20 protein-coding genes and 3 pseudogenes are annotated in these 15,030 nt (G+C 38.2%); 17 read left to right on the top strand and 6 right to left on the bottom strand.

Annotation, left to right across the window (positions count from 1 at the left end; translation table 11 throughout):
* Positions 1 to 81: 81 nt before the first annotated feature.
* From tnpA to tnpC, 3 genes are all read left to right on the top strand, one after another.
* On the top strand, positions 82 to 423 hold the full coding sequence (gene tnpA / locus K6984_RS27945; protein WP_221893783.1) for an IS66 family insertion sequence element accessory protein TnpA: 342 nt from the start codon (positions 82 to 84) through the stop codon (positions 421 to 423).
* A 29-nt stretch (positions 424 to 452) separates the two neighbouring features.
* Complete coding sequence (tnpB, locus tag K6984_RS27940; protein ID WP_221897597.1) at positions 453 to 707, top strand: IS66 family insertion sequence element accessory protein TnpB; 255 nt, start codon at positions 453 to 455, stop codon at positions 705 to 707.
* A gap of 157 nt (positions 708 to 864) precedes the next feature.
* Positions 865 to 2,418, top strand: a complete 1,554-nt coding sequence (gene tnpC / locus K6984_RS27935; protein ID WP_230988331.1) for an IS66 family transposase — start codon at positions 865 to 867, stop codon at positions 2,416 to 2,418.
* A 38-nt stretch (positions 2,419 to 2,456) separates the two neighbouring features.
* Here the strand turns inward: tnpC and K6984_RS27930 are convergent.
* A pseudogene (locus K6984_RS27930) lies at positions 2,457 to 2,558 on the bottom strand (IS6 family transposase); the annotation flags it as partial.
* Positions 2,559 to 3,286: 728 nt separating this feature from the next.
* On the opposite strand from K6984_RS27930, the gene K6984_RS27925 reads away from it, so the two are divergent.
* The 4 genes from K6984_RS27925 to K6984_RS27915 are packed head-to-tail and all read left to right on the top strand — an operon-like array spanning position 3,287 to position 4,397.
* On the top strand, positions 3,287 to 3,517 hold the full coding sequence (locus K6984_RS27925) for a DUF2188 domain-containing protein (protein WP_221898316.1): 231 nt from the start codon (positions 3,287 to 3,289) through the stop codon (positions 3,515 to 3,517).
* 16 nt (positions 3,518 to 3,533) lie between these two features.
* Positions 3,534 to 3,731 (top strand): hypothetical protein, encoded by a 198-nt coding sequence (locus tag K6984_RS31825; protein WP_230988330.1) that lies wholly within the window; start codon positions 3,534 to 3,536, stop codon positions 3,729 to 3,731.
* 40 nt (positions 3,732 to 3,771) lie between these two features.
* A complete protein-coding gene (locus tag K6984_RS31820) occupies positions 3,772 to 3,963 on the top strand; it encodes a TIR domain-containing protein (protein WP_230988329.1) in 192 nt (63 codons plus the stop codon).
* The gene (locus K6984_RS27915; RefSeq protein ID WP_087870426.1) at positions 3,960 to 4,397 is read left to right on the top strand and encodes a RipA family octameric membrane protein; all 438 of its coding nucleotides are present in this window, start codon (positions 3,960 to 3,962) and stop codon (positions 4,395 to 4,397) included. The genes K6984_RS31820 and K6984_RS27915 overlap by 4 nt, the downstream gene beginning before the upstream one ends.
* A gap of 314 nt (positions 4,398 to 4,711) precedes the next feature.
* On the opposite strand, the pseudogene K6984_RS27910 reads toward K6984_RS27915, so the two are convergent.
* Positions 4,712 to 5,092: pseudogene (locus K6984_RS27910) on the bottom strand (IS6 family transposase); the annotation flags it as partial.
* 92 nt (positions 5,093 to 5,184) lie between these two features.
* Here K6984_RS27910 and K6984_RS27905 point away from each other — a divergent pair.
* The 6 genes and pseudogenes from K6984_RS27905 to K6984_RS27880 form a co-directional block, all read left to right on the top strand.
* Entirely contained in the window at positions 5,185 to 5,628 is a 444-nt protein-coding gene (locus K6984_RS27905) for a transposase (RefSeq protein ID WP_221898315.1), read from the top strand.
* A 246-nt stretch (positions 5,629 to 5,874) separates the two neighbouring features.
* Positions 5,875 to 6,804 carry a type I restriction endonuclease subunit R, EcoR124 family gene (locus K6984_RS27900; RefSeq protein ID WP_338024574.1) on the top strand — a complete coding sequence of 310 codons (930 nt, stop codon included), beginning with the start codon at positions 5,875 to 5,877 and terminating at the stop codon, positions 6,802 to 6,804.
* Positions 6,797 to 7,969, top strand: coding sequence for a restriction endonuclease subunit S (locus tag K6984_RS27895; RefSeq protein WP_221898314.1), 1,173 nt, complete (start codon positions 6,797 to 6,799; stop codon positions 7,967 to 7,969). The genes K6984_RS27900 and K6984_RS27895 overlap by 8 nt, the downstream gene beginning before the upstream one ends.
* Positions 7,966 to 9,111 carry an AAA family ATPase gene (locus K6984_RS27890; protein WP_221898313.1) on the top strand — a complete coding sequence of 382 codons (1,146 nt, stop codon included), beginning with the start codon at positions 7,966 to 7,968 and terminating at the stop codon, positions 9,109 to 9,111. Before K6984_RS27895 ends, K6984_RS27890 begins: the two co-directional genes overlap by 4 nt.
* A 99-nt stretch (positions 9,112 to 9,210) precedes the next feature.
* Positions 9,211 to 10,377, top strand: a complete 1,167-nt coding sequence (locus K6984_RS27885) for an IS3 family transposase (RefSeq protein ID WP_087870166.1) — start codon at positions 9,211 to 9,213, stop codon at positions 10,375 to 10,377.
* Positions 10,378 to 10,435: 58 nt separating this feature from the next.
* A pseudogene (locus K6984_RS27880) lies at positions 10,436 to 11,092 on the top strand (IS66 family transposase); the annotation flags it as partial.
* Here K6984_RS27880 and K6984_RS27875 read toward each other — a convergent pair.
* The 3 genes from K6984_RS27875 to K6984_RS27865 form a co-directional block, all read right to left on the bottom strand.
* Positions 11,087 to 11,245 carry a hypothetical protein gene (locus K6984_RS27875; RefSeq protein WP_221898311.1) on the bottom strand — a complete coding sequence of 53 codons (159 nt, stop codon included), beginning with the start codon at positions 11,243 to 11,245 and terminating at the stop codon, positions 11,087 to 11,089. The pseudogene K6984_RS27880 and the gene K6984_RS27875 sit on opposite strands and share 6 nt — an antisense overlap.
* A gap of 244 nt (positions 11,246 to 11,489) precedes the next feature.
* Complete coding sequence (locus tag K6984_RS27870; protein WP_221898310.1) at positions 11,490 to 11,765, bottom strand: hypothetical protein; 276 nt, start codon at positions 11,763 to 11,765, stop codon at positions 11,490 to 11,492.
* Between the two features lie 11 nt (positions 11,766 to 11,776).
* Positions 11,777 to 12,379, bottom strand: coding sequence for a hypothetical protein (locus tag K6984_RS27865; RefSeq protein ID WP_221898309.1), 603 nt, complete (start codon positions 12,377 to 12,379; stop codon positions 11,777 to 11,779).
* A 233-nt stretch (positions 12,380 to 12,612) separates the two neighbouring features.
* Between K6984_RS27865 and relB the strand changes: the two genes are divergently transcribed.
* A complete protein-coding gene (gene relB, locus K6984_RS27860; protein ID WP_087870225.1) occupies positions 12,613 to 12,861 on the top strand; it encodes a type II toxin-antitoxin system RelB family antitoxin in 249 nt (82 codons plus the stop codon).
* 14 nt (positions 12,862 to 12,875) lie between these two features.
* Complete coding sequence (locus K6984_RS27855; protein WP_221898308.1) at positions 12,876 to 13,136, top strand: type II toxin-antitoxin system RelE family toxin; 261 nt, start codon at positions 12,876 to 12,878, stop codon at positions 13,134 to 13,136.
* 84 nt (positions 13,137 to 13,220) lie between these two features.
* Here the strand turns inward: K6984_RS27855 and K6984_RS27850 are convergent, their stop codons facing one another.
* The gene (locus tag K6984_RS27850) at positions 13,221 to 13,568 is read right to left on the bottom strand and encodes a helix-turn-helix domain-containing protein (RefSeq protein ID WP_221898307.1); all 348 of its coding nucleotides are present in this window, start codon (positions 13,566 to 13,568) and stop codon (positions 13,221 to 13,223) included.
* A 171-nt stretch (positions 13,569 to 13,739) separates the two neighbouring features.
* Between K6984_RS27850 and K6984_RS27845 the strand changes: the two genes are divergently transcribed.
* Both K6984_RS27845 and K6984_RS27840 read left to right on the top strand, forming a co-directional pair.
* Positions 13,740 to 14,183, top strand: coding sequence for a hypothetical protein (locus K6984_RS27845; protein ID WP_221898306.1), 444 nt, complete (start codon positions 13,740 to 13,742; stop codon positions 14,181 to 14,183).
* Between the two features lie 596 nt (positions 14,184 to 14,779).
* The coding region (locus K6984_RS27840) for a hypothetical protein (protein WP_221898305.1) at positions 14,780 to 15,030 on the top strand (251 nt) is incomplete at its 3' end.

Raw genomic sequence — 15,030 nt, 5'->3', positions numbered from 1 at the left:
GTAAGCGTCAATTAAAGTACACATTCTAAACCAATATAAAAAATGGCAGACTAATACCTCCAATTAACTCAGGAGTAATTTATGAGTCCATCTCAAAATAAAGCGGCTATGCAAAATCATATACCGCAATGGCAAGCCAGTCGTTTAACTCAGGTCGGGTATTGCAAAGCCCATGATATCAAGCCGCATATCTTCAGTTATTACAAAAAGCAATTCAGTTCGCTCGCTCCACCAGTGTTACAAGCCAAGCAATTGGTTCCGGTAACACTGGTTGCAGAGGACATGTTGAACGGATCAGGCGTACCTGCTGATTCATCAGTTATCAAAGTGACTCATTCTAATGGCTTCAGTCTGGAAATTTGTGCCAGTACAGAACTTGCATCATTAAAGCCGCTACTGAAACTGGTTAGGTCTATCTCATGATAAACGGGCTTGTTGTTAATCAAGTGTTTTTGGCGACCGGCGTTACTGATATGCGTAAATCTATCAATGGTCTGTCACTGATTGTTTCGGAACAGTTTGGCCATGATCCCTTTGCCGGAAGTATTTTTGTCTTTTGTAACCGCTCTCGCGATAAACTGAAAATACTCTATTGGGAGTGTAATGGGTTCTGGCTTTATTATCGGCGCCTGGATAAGGGGAAGTTTCAGTGGCCAACCGAGTTAAACGAACATCCGTTATCATTAACCTTACGTGAATTACACTGATTACTGGAGGGTTTATCCTATCGGCAAGCGCAAGCTCATACCGCTATTTCTGGCTTAATAAATAATTGATTTGTTGCCGTTATTTTACGTGGAAAATATCTAATAAAACAGCCAGTTAAATGCTTATTTAACCCTGTTTGGTGGTATAATAAACACCATGAAATCACTTCCTGAAACACTGCCAGACGAGACGAATGTACTGCACAAAATGGTGCTGGACTATCAGTCGACAGTGGATCAATTACAGGAAAAACTGACATGGTATGAGGAGCAGTTTCGTCTGTTGCAACATAAGCGTTTTGGCACCTCCAGTGAGAAATGTCCGGGTCAAATGGAGTTGTTTAATGAAGCGGAGTCCATTCTTGATAGCTTAAAGCAGGATGATTCCGACCCTGAAGAAACCCTAAGCTATCAGCGTAAAAAGCCAGGCCGCAAGCCATTATCCAGAGATATCCCGCGCGAAGTTATCCGTTATGAATTACCTGAAGCAGAGCGTTTTTGTGCCTGCGGTCATGCATTGCATGAGGCTGGCGAAGACAAGTCAGAGCAGCTAGAAATCATTCCTGCCCAGATCAAAGTCATTGAACATATACAGATCAAGTATGGCTGCCGCACCTGTGAAAATGGCATTATCAGTGCACCAAAACCCGCACAGCCCATTCCTCGTAGTTTTGCCTCGGCAAGTTTATTAGCTTACATTATTGTCGCCAAGTTCATGGATAGCCTGCCACTTTACCGGCAGGAAACCATTTTCAAGCGCTTAAGTGTTGACCTTTCTCGTGCCACGCTATCTAACTGGGTATTAAAGTCCGCTGAATTGCTCCTGCCCTTTTATGATCGACTGCATGCTCTGCTGATTCTACAGAAGATCCTCCAGGCCGATGAAACAACCTTAAATGTGATTCGGGATGGTCGAGAGACGAAATCGAAATCCTATATGTGGCTCTATCAGAGTGGTGGGCATGAATCCGAGCACCCGATCGTTTTGTATGATTATCAGCCAACGCGGGCAGGAGCGCATGCTGAAAGCTTCTTGCGGGCCTTTTCAGGTCACTTGCAGGTAGATGGCTATGCAGGCTATCATGCACTGGCATCAGATGATTGTATCCTCGTGGGGTGTATGGCACATGCGCGGCGTAAATTCGATGAAGCGCTAAAAGCCCTCCCTAAAGAGAGTCGCAAGAATAAAATGGGGCTGGCTCAAACCGCATTACGTAAGTTTGCCCGACTGTATGCACTTGAAAAACAGATCAAAGACCTGACGATAGAGCAACGTTATTTACAGCGTCAGGAAAAAAGCAAACCTTTACTGGAAGAGTTAAAGCAGTGGTGCGATAACAACCTTACCAAGACAGCAAAGGACAGCGCAATAGGTAAAGCCATTCGTTACACTATTAACCAGTGGGGTAGCTTGATCCGCTATATTGATGACGGTAATATACAAATTGATAATAATGCAGCTGAACGGCATATCAAACCGTTTGTGATTGGACGTAAAAACTGGCTGTTTAACCAGACACCACGCGGTGCAAATGCCAGCGCACTACTTTACAGTCTTGTGCAAACAGCCGTTGCTAATAACCTGGAACCTTTTGATTACCTGAAATACCTATTAACTGAACTACCCAAGCTGGGTAGGCATTATGAACCAGAAGCACTGGATCAGTTTTTGCCCTGGAACTTGATTGAAAAAATTAAGCCTCTAAAGTAATTAGGGTAGCTTGTCTAGGTGGAGATAATTGACGCTTACATTTCTTCAAGGTCGCGATACGAAACGCCATACCTGACATAAAAGAAAACAGCATAAAGAATGACATCTTTTTGAAAGTGAGTGCCTTTGAAGCTGAGCATACGCTGAAAATCATGGAAACGTAGCCTAAGCGAAGTGATGATTTTCAGCGAGTGAAACTGTGAATCAAATATAGCTTAATAAATGTCCTGTACAAAAAATACACAATATAACCCTATCCTATATGTACCGTGGCTTTAATCCAGTTACTCAAAAGTAATACACACTTTTATCAACAGTTCTTGTGGGTAACTACGATATAAGAATTGTTGCTCACAATTTACACATAGTAATGTCACAGGGTTATTTATCTCTGCATGGTGTGATACATACGTCTTAATGTGAGTTATCAAGACAATAAAGCCTCACTAATAGTAATAGTTAAATGCGGATTGAACGGAAATCAAGTATTCATTAGGGTAGGTAAAATAGGGGGATAACTTTTACATGATGGGTAAAGGGTAGGCAAAAAACTGGCGTGTTCACTCTAAACTGAAGTTTCCCAATTATTGAGTAGCTGAAATACACAATGCTGATGTATCGAGGTTTATTTTAGGTGGTTTTGCCATGTTTATAGTAACCCCCTACCTAATTCCCCTTAGGCAATAGCATTTGAAACGAATGAAAAGACTATTTTTTTCATATCTTTCTTTTACAATTTTATTTTTCCTTTAGCTGTAAAATAAAACCTATTAAAATTACATACATATAGTGTTTATCCCTTGAGTTTCTATGGTTAATCCTCATTGTGATAATAATGTTGGTTTTCTACAAAAATGGATTCATAAAGATGTCAAAAAAAAGCACTCATGTAGTATCAAATAGTAAAGATGGCGGATGGGATATAAAGCAAAGTGGCGCTCAACGATCATCTGGGCACTTTGATACCAAACAAGAAGCTGTTAATCGCGCTCGTGAAATTAGCCAAAACCAAAAAACTGAACTTGTTATTCATAACAAAGATGGAAAAATTGGCCCTAAAGATAGTCATGGTAATGATCCATTTCCACCTAAAGGCTAGATAGGAGAATTAATTTATGAGCACTAAACAAATACATGTATTTATAAGCCATTCTTGGGCTTATTCAGATCATTATGATCGTCTATCTGAATGGATATTTAAAGATTGGAGACTTGGACAAGCATCTCTAGTTTTTTGTGATTTCTCTGTACCTAAAAACGACCCAATACATAATGCTAATAATGACCTACAATTAAAAAAGGCTATATTATGATAAGATCTACCGGTCTCACGTGGTTATTATACCGACAGGTATGTACGCTCATCATAGTAAGTGGATAAAGAAAGAAATAGAAGGTGCGAATGAGTTTCGTAAGCCAATTTTGGCTGTTAACCCACATGGGCAGGAGAGGAGAGCTGGGGTTGTTTTAGATAACGCTGATGAATTTGTCGGATGGAATGAACAACCTCTAATTAATGCAATATGGAAGTTGTATAACCAATGAATGACATGCAAAATATAGTCGAAATTTATGGTGTCTATGTACAAACTATTACAGCCAATGAACAAAGGAGACAGGCTTTATCTGCCTTCTATTTATCCGTAGTGGCCGCCGGTATCGCGCTTTTAGCATCCGAAAAGGAAATCGAATATTTGGCAATTGCTGTTCCTATTTCTATAGTTTCGTTAGTATGGTTTTCAACAATTCAATACTTTAGAAATTTAGCAAAAGCGAAGTTTAAAGTAATTGCTGAATTAGAAGATTGTTTTGAAATAAAACCTTTTGCTCATGAGCTGGGCTACTACAAACTAGAGAAAGGCAAATGCACAATAGGGCTAACTCACCTCGAATTAATAATTCCTAGTGTACTTTTTGTCGCTTCATCAATATTTATAGTGTACAGAATTATTAGTCTGTTTCCATTTTGCCACTCATAAACTGCAAACGACCCTTTGCCGTTTATTAGCATGTCAAATATGAGAATATCAGGCAAATTTTGAAAGCATACATCCTTTCAAAATCTAGTATTTACCGCTATCTTGGTGATAGTGATATAGGACAATACCTTTGTCGATGGAAATTAAACAGGACATTATTCACTGTGATAGAAAGTTTTAATAACAAGACCGATAAAGTTGGCGATGACTTTAAGAAAAGCATTACTACGGGTAGTAAAGTTGATATTGCAGCAGGTATATGGTTCTGTCGCAATAATCATCAAAAGCGTAGATCTCCTGGTCTTCAGGCATAACTATCCTGCTAAAGCCATAAACTGCTTATAAGCAGGAATATTTTCCTCAGACAATTGTCCCTTTCGGATCATATGTGCCGTTTCAATTCCATCAATGGTTGCTTGAGCGGAGTGAAACGCTTTAAAGCCCATCATCGGTTTTGTTATTTTTTTGATAAAGCGGTGATCCTGTTCGATGATGTTATTCAAATATTTAACCTGTAATATGTCGAGCATAGTGGCAAGCATGAAATCAAGCGTATCCCCGCGACTATCAACAGCTCGGTATAAATAGGTCCACTGACCCTTAACTTTGATATACGTTTCATCCATGCGCCACGATTTATTGGTTCCTCGTTTCTGAGATTTAGCTTTCACAGCAATGGCAGGAGAATAACGGATACCCACGTATAATCCCCCAGCAAATCCAGACAAGAAATCAAAGCAATCTTATTCCAAATTAGTTACTATTTGTAAAAAATTGGAGTATTAAAATGAGCAGAAAAAGAACGGTCTACAGTGCTGAATTTAAAAGCAAGTTGGTATTAGAAGTTTTAAAGAATGAAAAAACACTGCAAGAAATTGCCAGTGCAAATAACATCACACCTAAGAACCTACAAAACTGGAAAAAAATATTCTTAGACAATGCAGAAATAGCAATGGAGCCCTCCAAAGCCGTTAAAGATTACAAAGAGGATCTATTAGCAGCTCAAGAACAAAATGAGATGCTCACAAAAATCGTAGGAAAAATGACGGTTGAAAAGGAGTGGCTCGAAAAAAAGCTAAAAAGCTTGGACTCATCTGATAGAAAACAGTTGATTGAGCCCAAGCTTAACACTCTACCTCTAACACAGCAGTGTGCATTATTAGGATTAAATAGAAGCAATCTCTATTACAAAAAAAGAGAGAATAAAAAGAAAGAAGAGATCAAAATATAGCACCCCAAAGAGTCAAGACAGATTTTTCAACAATCCTTATTCCATATTCCTAAGCCGCTTCATTCTGCTGTTCATTAGCTAAAATACTTTCTCTATATACATTCATTGGTTTTTTATAGTCCAGGGTTTCATGAAACCCTGGACTATAAAAAACCAATGAATGTATATAGAGAAAGTATTTTAGCTAATGAACAGCAGAATGAAGCGGCTTAGGAATATGGAATAAGGATTGTTGAAAAATCTGTCTTGACTCTTTGGGGTGCTATAGTTAACGCCGCTATCGAGCTTTTCTCAGGGGCGGCTAAAAACCGTGCTAAAGAAATCTGGTTAGTAGATTCTTCCCCTGTAGCAGTTAAAAATTACCAAAAATCCATCGAAACACTAGATGCTTTTATGCAAGGAAAAGGGCTGGATTGTAGCCCATCAGAAGTGGCTAATCTAAAAGGTGATATTGCCAAAGCTGAGTTTATTAACCACTTTAAAACAGTGCAAAAGCTCAATACCCAAATTGAGCAATACACTGAGCTTAGTGATGAGGAACAGCAACACATAGAGACTGCTTTATCTATCGAAGACTTGCGCGGCTTTAAAAGTGCTTACTTAGAAATAGCCAAAGACCTTAAGCGCAAGCAAGATAAAGACGGTGAAGGTATTGAGATCGAAGTGCAACAATTAGATTTTGAATTGGTGATCTTTGCTTCTGCTGTGATCGATTACGATTTCATTATGGGATTAATCGCCAAATCCACCCAAGACAGCAACAAAGAAAAAATGACACGCAAAGAACTAATCAACATGATTAGTAGCCAGGCAAACCTAATGGAAGAAAGTGAAGATATTATTGATTATATCAACAGCCTCAAGGTTGGCGAAAAACTAGATAAAGATCAAATCCACGCGGGCTACCAAGATTTTAAGTCAGATAAAGCTGCCAATGAAATAAGCATTCTAGCTATAAAATATGACCTACAGCCACAACACCTACAGGGATTTGTTGATACGATTATGAAGCGCATGATTTTTGATGGTGAGCATTTAAGTGATTTATTGTCACCGTTAGAACTGGGGTGGAAAGCACGCATAAAAAAAGAATCGGCATTAATGGAAGACTTAGCGCCACATTTACATAAACTGGCGCAAGGGCGTGAAATTTCGGGTTTATCGGCGTATGAGTAAGAAGAGTAAAAAAGGCTTGATGCAGCAGCTATTCCCTGCTGAAGGTGAAACTGTTCCCCAACTTCGCTTTCCTGAGTTTAGGAATGCAGAGGATTGGGATAAAAAATTATTAAGTGATGTTTGTGAGAGGTTTTCATCAACTATCTTGGCTAATACTCTAGTTAATGAAGGAAATTTCAAGGTGTATGGCGCTTCAGGTTATTTTCAAAACGTTAATTTTTATAAAGAAGAAAAAACTTATATCGGAATAGTAAAAGATGGCTCTGGAGTTGGCAGATCATTTATATGTGAAGGTAAGTCATCTGTATTGAGTACTCTACAGATCATTAAACCTAAAGGACAAAATAACCTTATATTTATATGGAAATTAATAAAAAAAATCAATTTTAGTAAATATGTTGCAGGCGGAGCGATACCTCATATTTATTTCAAAGACTACTCTAAAGAAAATATAACTACCCCATTACCTGATGAACAACAAAAAATCGCCGACTGCCTATCTTCCATAGACGATCTCATCACCGCACAAGCCAAGAAAATAGAGCTACTTAAAGACCATAAAAAAGGCTTGATGCAGCAGCTATTCCCTGCTGAAGGTGAAACTGTTCCCCAACTTCGCTTTCCTGAGTTTAGGAATGCAGAGGATTGGGATAAAAAATTATTAAGTGATGTTTGTGAGAGGTTTTCATCAACTATCTTGGCTAATACTCTAGTTAATGAAGGAAATTTCAAGGTGTATGGCGCTTCAGGTTATTTTCAAAACGTTAATTTTTATAAAGAAGAAAAAACTTATATCGGAATAGTAAAAGATGGCTCTGGAGTTGGAAGATCATTTATATGTGAAGGTAAGTCATCTGTATTGAGTACTCTACAGATCATTAAACCTAAAGGACAAAATAACCTTATATTTATATGGAAATTAATAAAAAAAATCAATTTTAGTAAATATGTTGCAGGCGGAGCGATACCTCATATTTATTTCAAAGACTATTCTAAAGAAAATATAACTACCCCATTACCTGATGAACAACAAAAAATCGCCGACTGCCTATCTTCCATAGACGATCTCATCACCGCACAAGCCAAGAAAATAGAGCTACTTAAAGACCATAAAAAAGGCTTGATGCAGCAGCTTTTTCCTACATCTGCTGAGGTGGAACAATGAGTAATACCAATGAATTTTCCAGCTTAGAAGGGCTGGCGACGCATTTACGTGACAAGCTAGACCCTGAAAAAGGCAATAAAAAATATCTGTTGCTGTTTGCTTATAACGGCACAGGAAAAACACGTTTATCTATGAGCTTTAAAGAGGCGAGTAAGCATGAGAGCGGAAGAGACACCCTGTATTTCAATGCCTTTACCGAAGATTTATTTAGTTGGGATAATGACTTAGCCTCTATTCAAGAAAGCGACAGTCAAAGGGTATTGAAGCTTAATGCAGATTCTCGCTTTTTCGCTGGCCTGCAAGAGCTAGAAATGGATAACCGTATTCGCCCATTGTTACAACGCTATGCAGATTTTGATTTTAAAATTGATACAAATAATTGGACGGTTAGCTTTAATCGTGAGGTTACTAACGATGAAAGCAGCGAAACAATAGAGGATATTAAAATCTCCCGAGGAGAGGAAAATATCTTTATTTGGTGTTTCTTTCTTGCTGTAGCGCAACTCGCTATTGACGAGCAAGAGGCTTACGATTGGGTTAAATACATCTACATCGACGACCCTATATCATCATTGGATGATAACAATGCCATTGCTGTGGCTAGCCATTTAGCACAGTTACTTATAAAGCCAAGCAAGATAAAAACGGTTATATCATCACACCACACCTTATTTTTTAACGTGTTATGGAATGAGCTAAACGATAAGAAAAAATGCCAACCTTATTATCTGAGTAACGACAGCAACTCAAAGGGTTATAACTTGCGTTACACCAATAGCACTCCGTTTTTTCAACATGTTGCTTTGCTAAAACAATTACATGAAGCGGCTGAATCTGACAACCTATATACCTATCACTTCAACATACTGCGTAATTTACTTGAGAAAACAGCCACCTTTCATGGCTTTAAAAACTTTTCAGCATGCATCAAAAAGGATAACGATGACCCTGAAGATATTGTCCATGCACGTATGATTAATGTATTAAGCCATGGCAATTATTCGCTGTTTGACCCCGTGGAAATGCTGGATGAAAACAAACAGTATTTCAAAAAAATTCTTGAGGATTTTATGACTAATTACAGGTTTAATCCTGAACTATTCCCTAAGCAAACAGATAAAAACATAGAAGAGTCAACCTAACCATGACAGAAGAATATAATCCCCCAGCAAATCCAGACAAGAAATCAAAGCAATCTTATTCCAAATTAGTTACTATTTGTAAAAAATTGGAGTATTAAAATGAGCAGAAAAAGAACGGTCTACAGTGCTGAATTTAAAAGCAAGTTGGTATTAGAAGTTTTAAAGAATGAAAAAACACTGCAAGAAATTGCCAGTGCAAATAACATCACACCTAAGAACCTACAAAACTGGAAAAAAATATTCTTAGACAATGCAGAAATAGCAATGGAGCCCTCCAAAGCCGTTAAAGATTACAAAGAGGATCTATTAGCAGCTCAAGAACAAAATGAGATGCTCACAAAAATCGTAGGAAAAATGACGGTTGAAAAGGAGTGGCTCGAAAAAAAGCTAAAAAGCTTGGACTCATCTGATAGAAAACAGTTGATTGAGCCCAAGCTTAACACTCTACCTCTAACACAGCAGTGTGCATTATTAGGATTAAATAGAAGCAATCTCTATTACAAAAAAAGAGAGAATAAAAAGAAAGAAGAGATCAAAACTCAGATTAATCACATTTTTAAAGACATCCCTATTTATGGTGCGGCTAAAGTACACCAGCAGTTGCTTGAAGGTGGTTTTAAAGTCAGTTTAAACACGGTGGCGAGTTATCGGCAGCAGATGGGCTTGAAAGCCGTATTAGCGGTAAAACAAGTCAATACAACGATCCCCATAAAAGAACATAAAAAATATACTTATAAGCTTAGAGATCTTGATATATCACACGCTAACCAAGTTTGGAGTACAGATATAACCTATATTAAAACCAAAGAAGGGATGGTTTATTTAGCGGCGATTATTGATTGGCACTCAAAAGCAGTGCTCGCCCATAAAATATCAAACACAATGGATTCTTTTTTAGTTATGGATGTATTAGATGAAGCGCTTTCTCTCTACGGAACACCTGAAATTTTTAATACGGATCAAGGCAGTCAATACACCAGTGAAATTCATACCCAACGACTAAAAAACAAAGGCATTACTATTTCTATGGATGGAAAAGGACGAGCAACGGATAATATTTGTATTGAACGGTTTTGGCGAAGTGCAAAATGTGAGCGTATTTATTTAAATGAATATGGTTCAATTAGAGCGTTAATAGAAGATGTTGATGACTATATTGAGTTTTATAATCATCAACGGTTTCATGAAACCCTGGACTATAAAAAACCAATGAATGTATATAGAGAAAGTATTTTAGCTAATGAACAGCAGAATGAAGCGGCTTAGGAATATGGAATAAGGATTGTTGAAAAATCTGTCTTGACTCTTTGGGGTGCTATAGTGGACACACTTCTTTCCCCATGCCAAACGTGGCACAGAGGCAATGAATGACATTGGTATTTTACCCCATTTTCATGGGATTTTATGTCATGATCATTGGAAGCCCTACTATAAATATGATTGTACTCATTCGCTTTGTAATGCACATCATTTGAGGGAATTAACGCGCGCCTGGGAGCAGGATAAACAGGAGTGGGCGCTTGAAATGAAACGACTACTTGAAAAAATGAATGATGCCGTCAATGAAGCAGGTGGCATGCTACTACATAAAGAAGCAGAAAAATGGAAGGTACAATACAGAGAATTACTTGGCAAAGCGGAGATCGAATGCCCACCACCCGATAAGCCTAAAGAAGTAAAACGGGAGCGAATAAAACGCAGTAAAGCTAGAAACTTACTGGAAAGGCTGATTAATTATGAAGAGGATGTCTTGCGCTTCATGACAAATACCTGGGTGCCATTTACCAATAATGCCGCAGAAAATTCGATTCGGATGACCAAGGTTCAACAGAAAATATCCGGCTGCTTTCGTAGTACCAAGGGTGCAGAGATATTTTGTCGTGTCAGAGGGTATTTATCAACGTGCCGTAAACAAGGTCTAAGTTCAACTCAGGCAATGACCTTGGTCTTTGAGGGAAAGTTACCTGAATTTGCTTTATAATTTCATTGAACTACTCAGCTTCGCTGAGTAGTTACACGATGGTAATGGCGAAGTGGCACGTACGCAGGACGTCTGGGCCGCCGAAGGCATTAGTGGTCGCGTTAAGTTTTTGCCGCTTGCTTGGGCTGGGATGCCCAAAACAAGCTTTCGCAAAAATAGCGACTCCCCGTCAATTTGAACCCGTAAAACCAACCTTAGGCGCGCGGTGGCGCGCCTACCGAATAGCCGTCCAGCCAGTGAGGTAGTAATGACGAAGCGGCTTTTGTGCTTAGTTGAGACGGACGCAGGGCGACCAGTGGATCTCCCATTCGCTGCGTAGGTGAACGAATTACGGCGACAGGAGTCCCGGAATTTCGTGAGGTAGCATGGCGCGCCTGATGGATATTCAGGCTCTTTTTTATTCCTCATCTTTGTTGTTTTCTATAAATTCTAAAATAAGCCCTCTAACCGCGTTTGAGTAGCTTTTACGCCCTATAGAACCTAAAAAGGCTTCCATTTCACTAGGTGTGATATATACCATTTTACCCGCCGTTCTTCTTTCTTTAGGTTTACTCAATTCCAAAATTTGAGCGTGTGTCATTAAAACAGTAGCGTTAAGGTCAATTTCTCCCTCTTGAGCTTCTTTTGTAGCGTCCTTTAGGAGCTTAGATTTTCCGAGTACTTTTTTAGGCATGGTTGTTTCCGTTATAAAATATTGTCTAGGTGATCGTAGAAAGCCTTAATTTGTGGGATAAGGGTTTCTTTTATGCGGTGTTTCTCTAATCCGTCGCCAGCGTCCAGCAAGTCAAAGAGTGTCTTTTGGTAGTTTGCTAGCCTAGATATGTACCTAGAGGAATTGACTACAAAAATAGGATAATCAGGAAAGGTTTCCTCTAGGGCTTCCTTAACTTCGGGGATTAGCTTTGTAGCTGTGTTGTTTATCAGGATAACGATATTTTTGTTGTGTTCAGCTAGGGCATTAATCGTTCTTACGGCTGGTATGTACTCCGACTTAGATTGATAGGAGGTAGGGACTACACAAGCGTCTACATAGCTAATAACGTCTACTAGACGGCTATCTATGTACCCTCCAAAGTCAAAAGTGATGCTGTCATCGTCATCTATGGCTATTTCCTCCCCTACCCCAATTTCTACAAAATCACCTTTCTTGAACATATCTCCGTAAAGTTCTTTTGTGGCGTTCTGTACATCGTTAGTGTAAAGCTTTGTGCCCTTGTACTGAGCATATCCGATAGCGTGAGTGGTTTTTCCTTGCCTCCCTATCGCTGAGTAAAAAAGTAAGTTCATGGGGGTTGCCTTTAAAATATAATATCTCATATAGTATATCAAAAAATCTAAATCAATATATTAACATTATTGTATTAATATATCTGAGTGATTGTAATGCATATTATGAGTTATGATTGTTGATCTTATATTTCGGATATTTTAATCTTGCAAATTTTTGCAAAAAATATTTACATTTGCAAGATATGCTATATCATCTCTACAATTGGTTTATTTTTTAATGAGGTGTGATTATGACTGCTACATCTATAAGTGTTTCTGCCAACATCCCTGTAGAGCTAGGAGAGATGCTGAATAAAGTTTCACGGGCTGAGGAAAGATCTAAAAGTTACTACATAAAAAAAGGGCTAGAGCAATTATTGAGAGATCGGCTAGAGGATTTAGAGGACTATCAAGACGCAAAGCAAGCGCATGATGAATTTATAGCCTCTGGTGAAAAATCTGTGCCTTTTGAAGATATTAGAAAAGAACTTAATTTATAAGATAAGCTTTCTGAATGTACAAAATAGAATTTGGGCAAAGAGCTAAAAAGCAGTTTTATGAGCTAAGTCGTGAAGTGCAAGAAAGGCTTACAAAGGCTATTGACGAAAAACTATCTGTAAAACCAAAAGAATATTTAATTCCTTTAGCTGGAAACAAGGCAGGGCTTTATAAATTCAGGGTAGGGGATTATAGGCTTTTGTGCTCAAGAGATGATGAAGAGCTTCATGTTTTGGTTGTGAAAGTTAAACATAGGCGAGAAGTTTATAGAGGGTAATTATGAGCACAAAGCAAATACACGTATTTATAAGTCATTCTTGGGCATACTCTAGTCATTATGATACGTTGTCAGGCTGTTTTTTTAATGAAAATAGGCGCGCCACTGCGCACCTCTCGTCTCTGGCCCGTCCTTAATCAAGTCCGTTAATATTTTTTGTTGTTCTTTCGTTAATTTTGCTTTCCTGCCACGTCCTTGATAGTGCTGACCTATCAACCAGCCAATGCCTTTGTACATGAAGGTTTTCAGCCAATTGAATATAGTTTTAACGCACACGTTCATCAGACGTGCTATTTTCTTGATCCCCATACCTTCGCTGACCCATAGAAGAGCCTGAGCTAAACGGTATAACTCGATGTTCAGGTTTTTTAACTGATTGATTTTATTGATAATTTTACTGACAAAGAAAGCATCAACATCATTGTAAATCAATCACTTATAAAACAAAGCCGGAAAAATGTACTTTTCTTAGCCCAGTTATAGCTGAAAACTTGAACATCGAGTGAAAGTCTATAGGTCAGAAAAGTATATTGGATTTAAAAGCCACCTTCAGGTCGCGAAAATACACGCGTAGGATTATTAATTACCTCAGCTACTCAATAATTGGGAAACTTCAGCTTGGTAAGATTCATGAAAATGTTGTATTATTTTTGGCGAAGGTATTGGAACTCAGGTTATAATAGAAACATGAAAAAACTAACTACTGGCGTCATTCTAGGCGTATTATCATTTAGCATACAAGCATCAGACCCTAAGACTCTTACTTACGGGGCTGGGGATGGATATGTATGGGCGCATAACTGCGAGAGCCTCGACGATAATACAACCATCTACATCCATGAATCTCTGAAATCATCTCAAGACTATATAAATAATGAGGAAGAAAACAAAAATGGTGATAATGAAAGATGTAAAGTCGTTGTTATAAAAAATATCGGTGTTGAAGAAACGGATCATTCGCATTCGGGGGTTGACTTTGCTGTAGAGAAGAAACATAAAGACCACACAAAGAATATCTTAGATTTTTTACTTCCATTTTTTTTATAAACCAGTGGGGGGCTATCAGCCCTCGCTAAGGTTATATCGCAAAAAATAAAATCACCCTATTACCTCCCCTGTCAGTCCCGGACGGGCTGATAGTCTCCAGAAGGAGCAGGGAAATTTGCCAATCCGAAGGGCGCGGTTGGAGCATCTCCTATTCGCTGCGTAGGTGAACGCATTACAGCGACAGGAGCCCCGCGCGCCTATATTTGTTTTTTTGCGACATAACCAAAAACAAATGATTGTGTAAAAATCAACTATAACCTGTTTTTATGCGATAAATGGTAAAACACCATGCAGGAGAAAAGTATTCTCAGACCATCATTAAAATTATGATAATCTAGCATTGAAGCCAAGTATAATTCGGCATTTAGGAAAGTAATGGCTTGAAAAATAGAACCATTTTTAGTTGAACATGCGAGCCTTATTTGGCTGAAATTTAATCTTATGATCGTAGGTAATAGGGGGATTTTGTTTTTGTGACAGAACTAGGAGATGACCTATGTCTTGTCTCAATTCAACAGGTGTACTGCTATCCGTTACTTTCATAGGTTATGCACTTAATTATACGAATTCAGGTAACTTAAATTTAAGTAAAAATTATGAATAAATTCACACTAACACTAACACTAACTTTAGTTTTTTTAAATATTAACCAAGTGCAAGCTAAATCTTTAGGAGCTGGATTAACGGATAATAATAAAATTTCAGACGAATATGAATTAAAGAGATCTGATTGGAATACTTATATTAGTTCTAAGAGGGGTGATGAACTTACATTTAGAATTCATGAAAATATCCACAAACGATTCGGAGATGTTGAAGAAAAAAATCGTGATCTTCAACAGAGACT

It is taken from the genome of Bathymodiolus japonicus methanotrophic gill symbiont, from assembly GCF_019721995.1.
GTDB lineage: Bacteria > Pseudomonadota > Gammaproteobacteria > Methylococcales > Methylomonadaceae > Methyloprofundus.
This window is presented reverse-complemented; position numbering and strand designations above follow the sequence as displayed.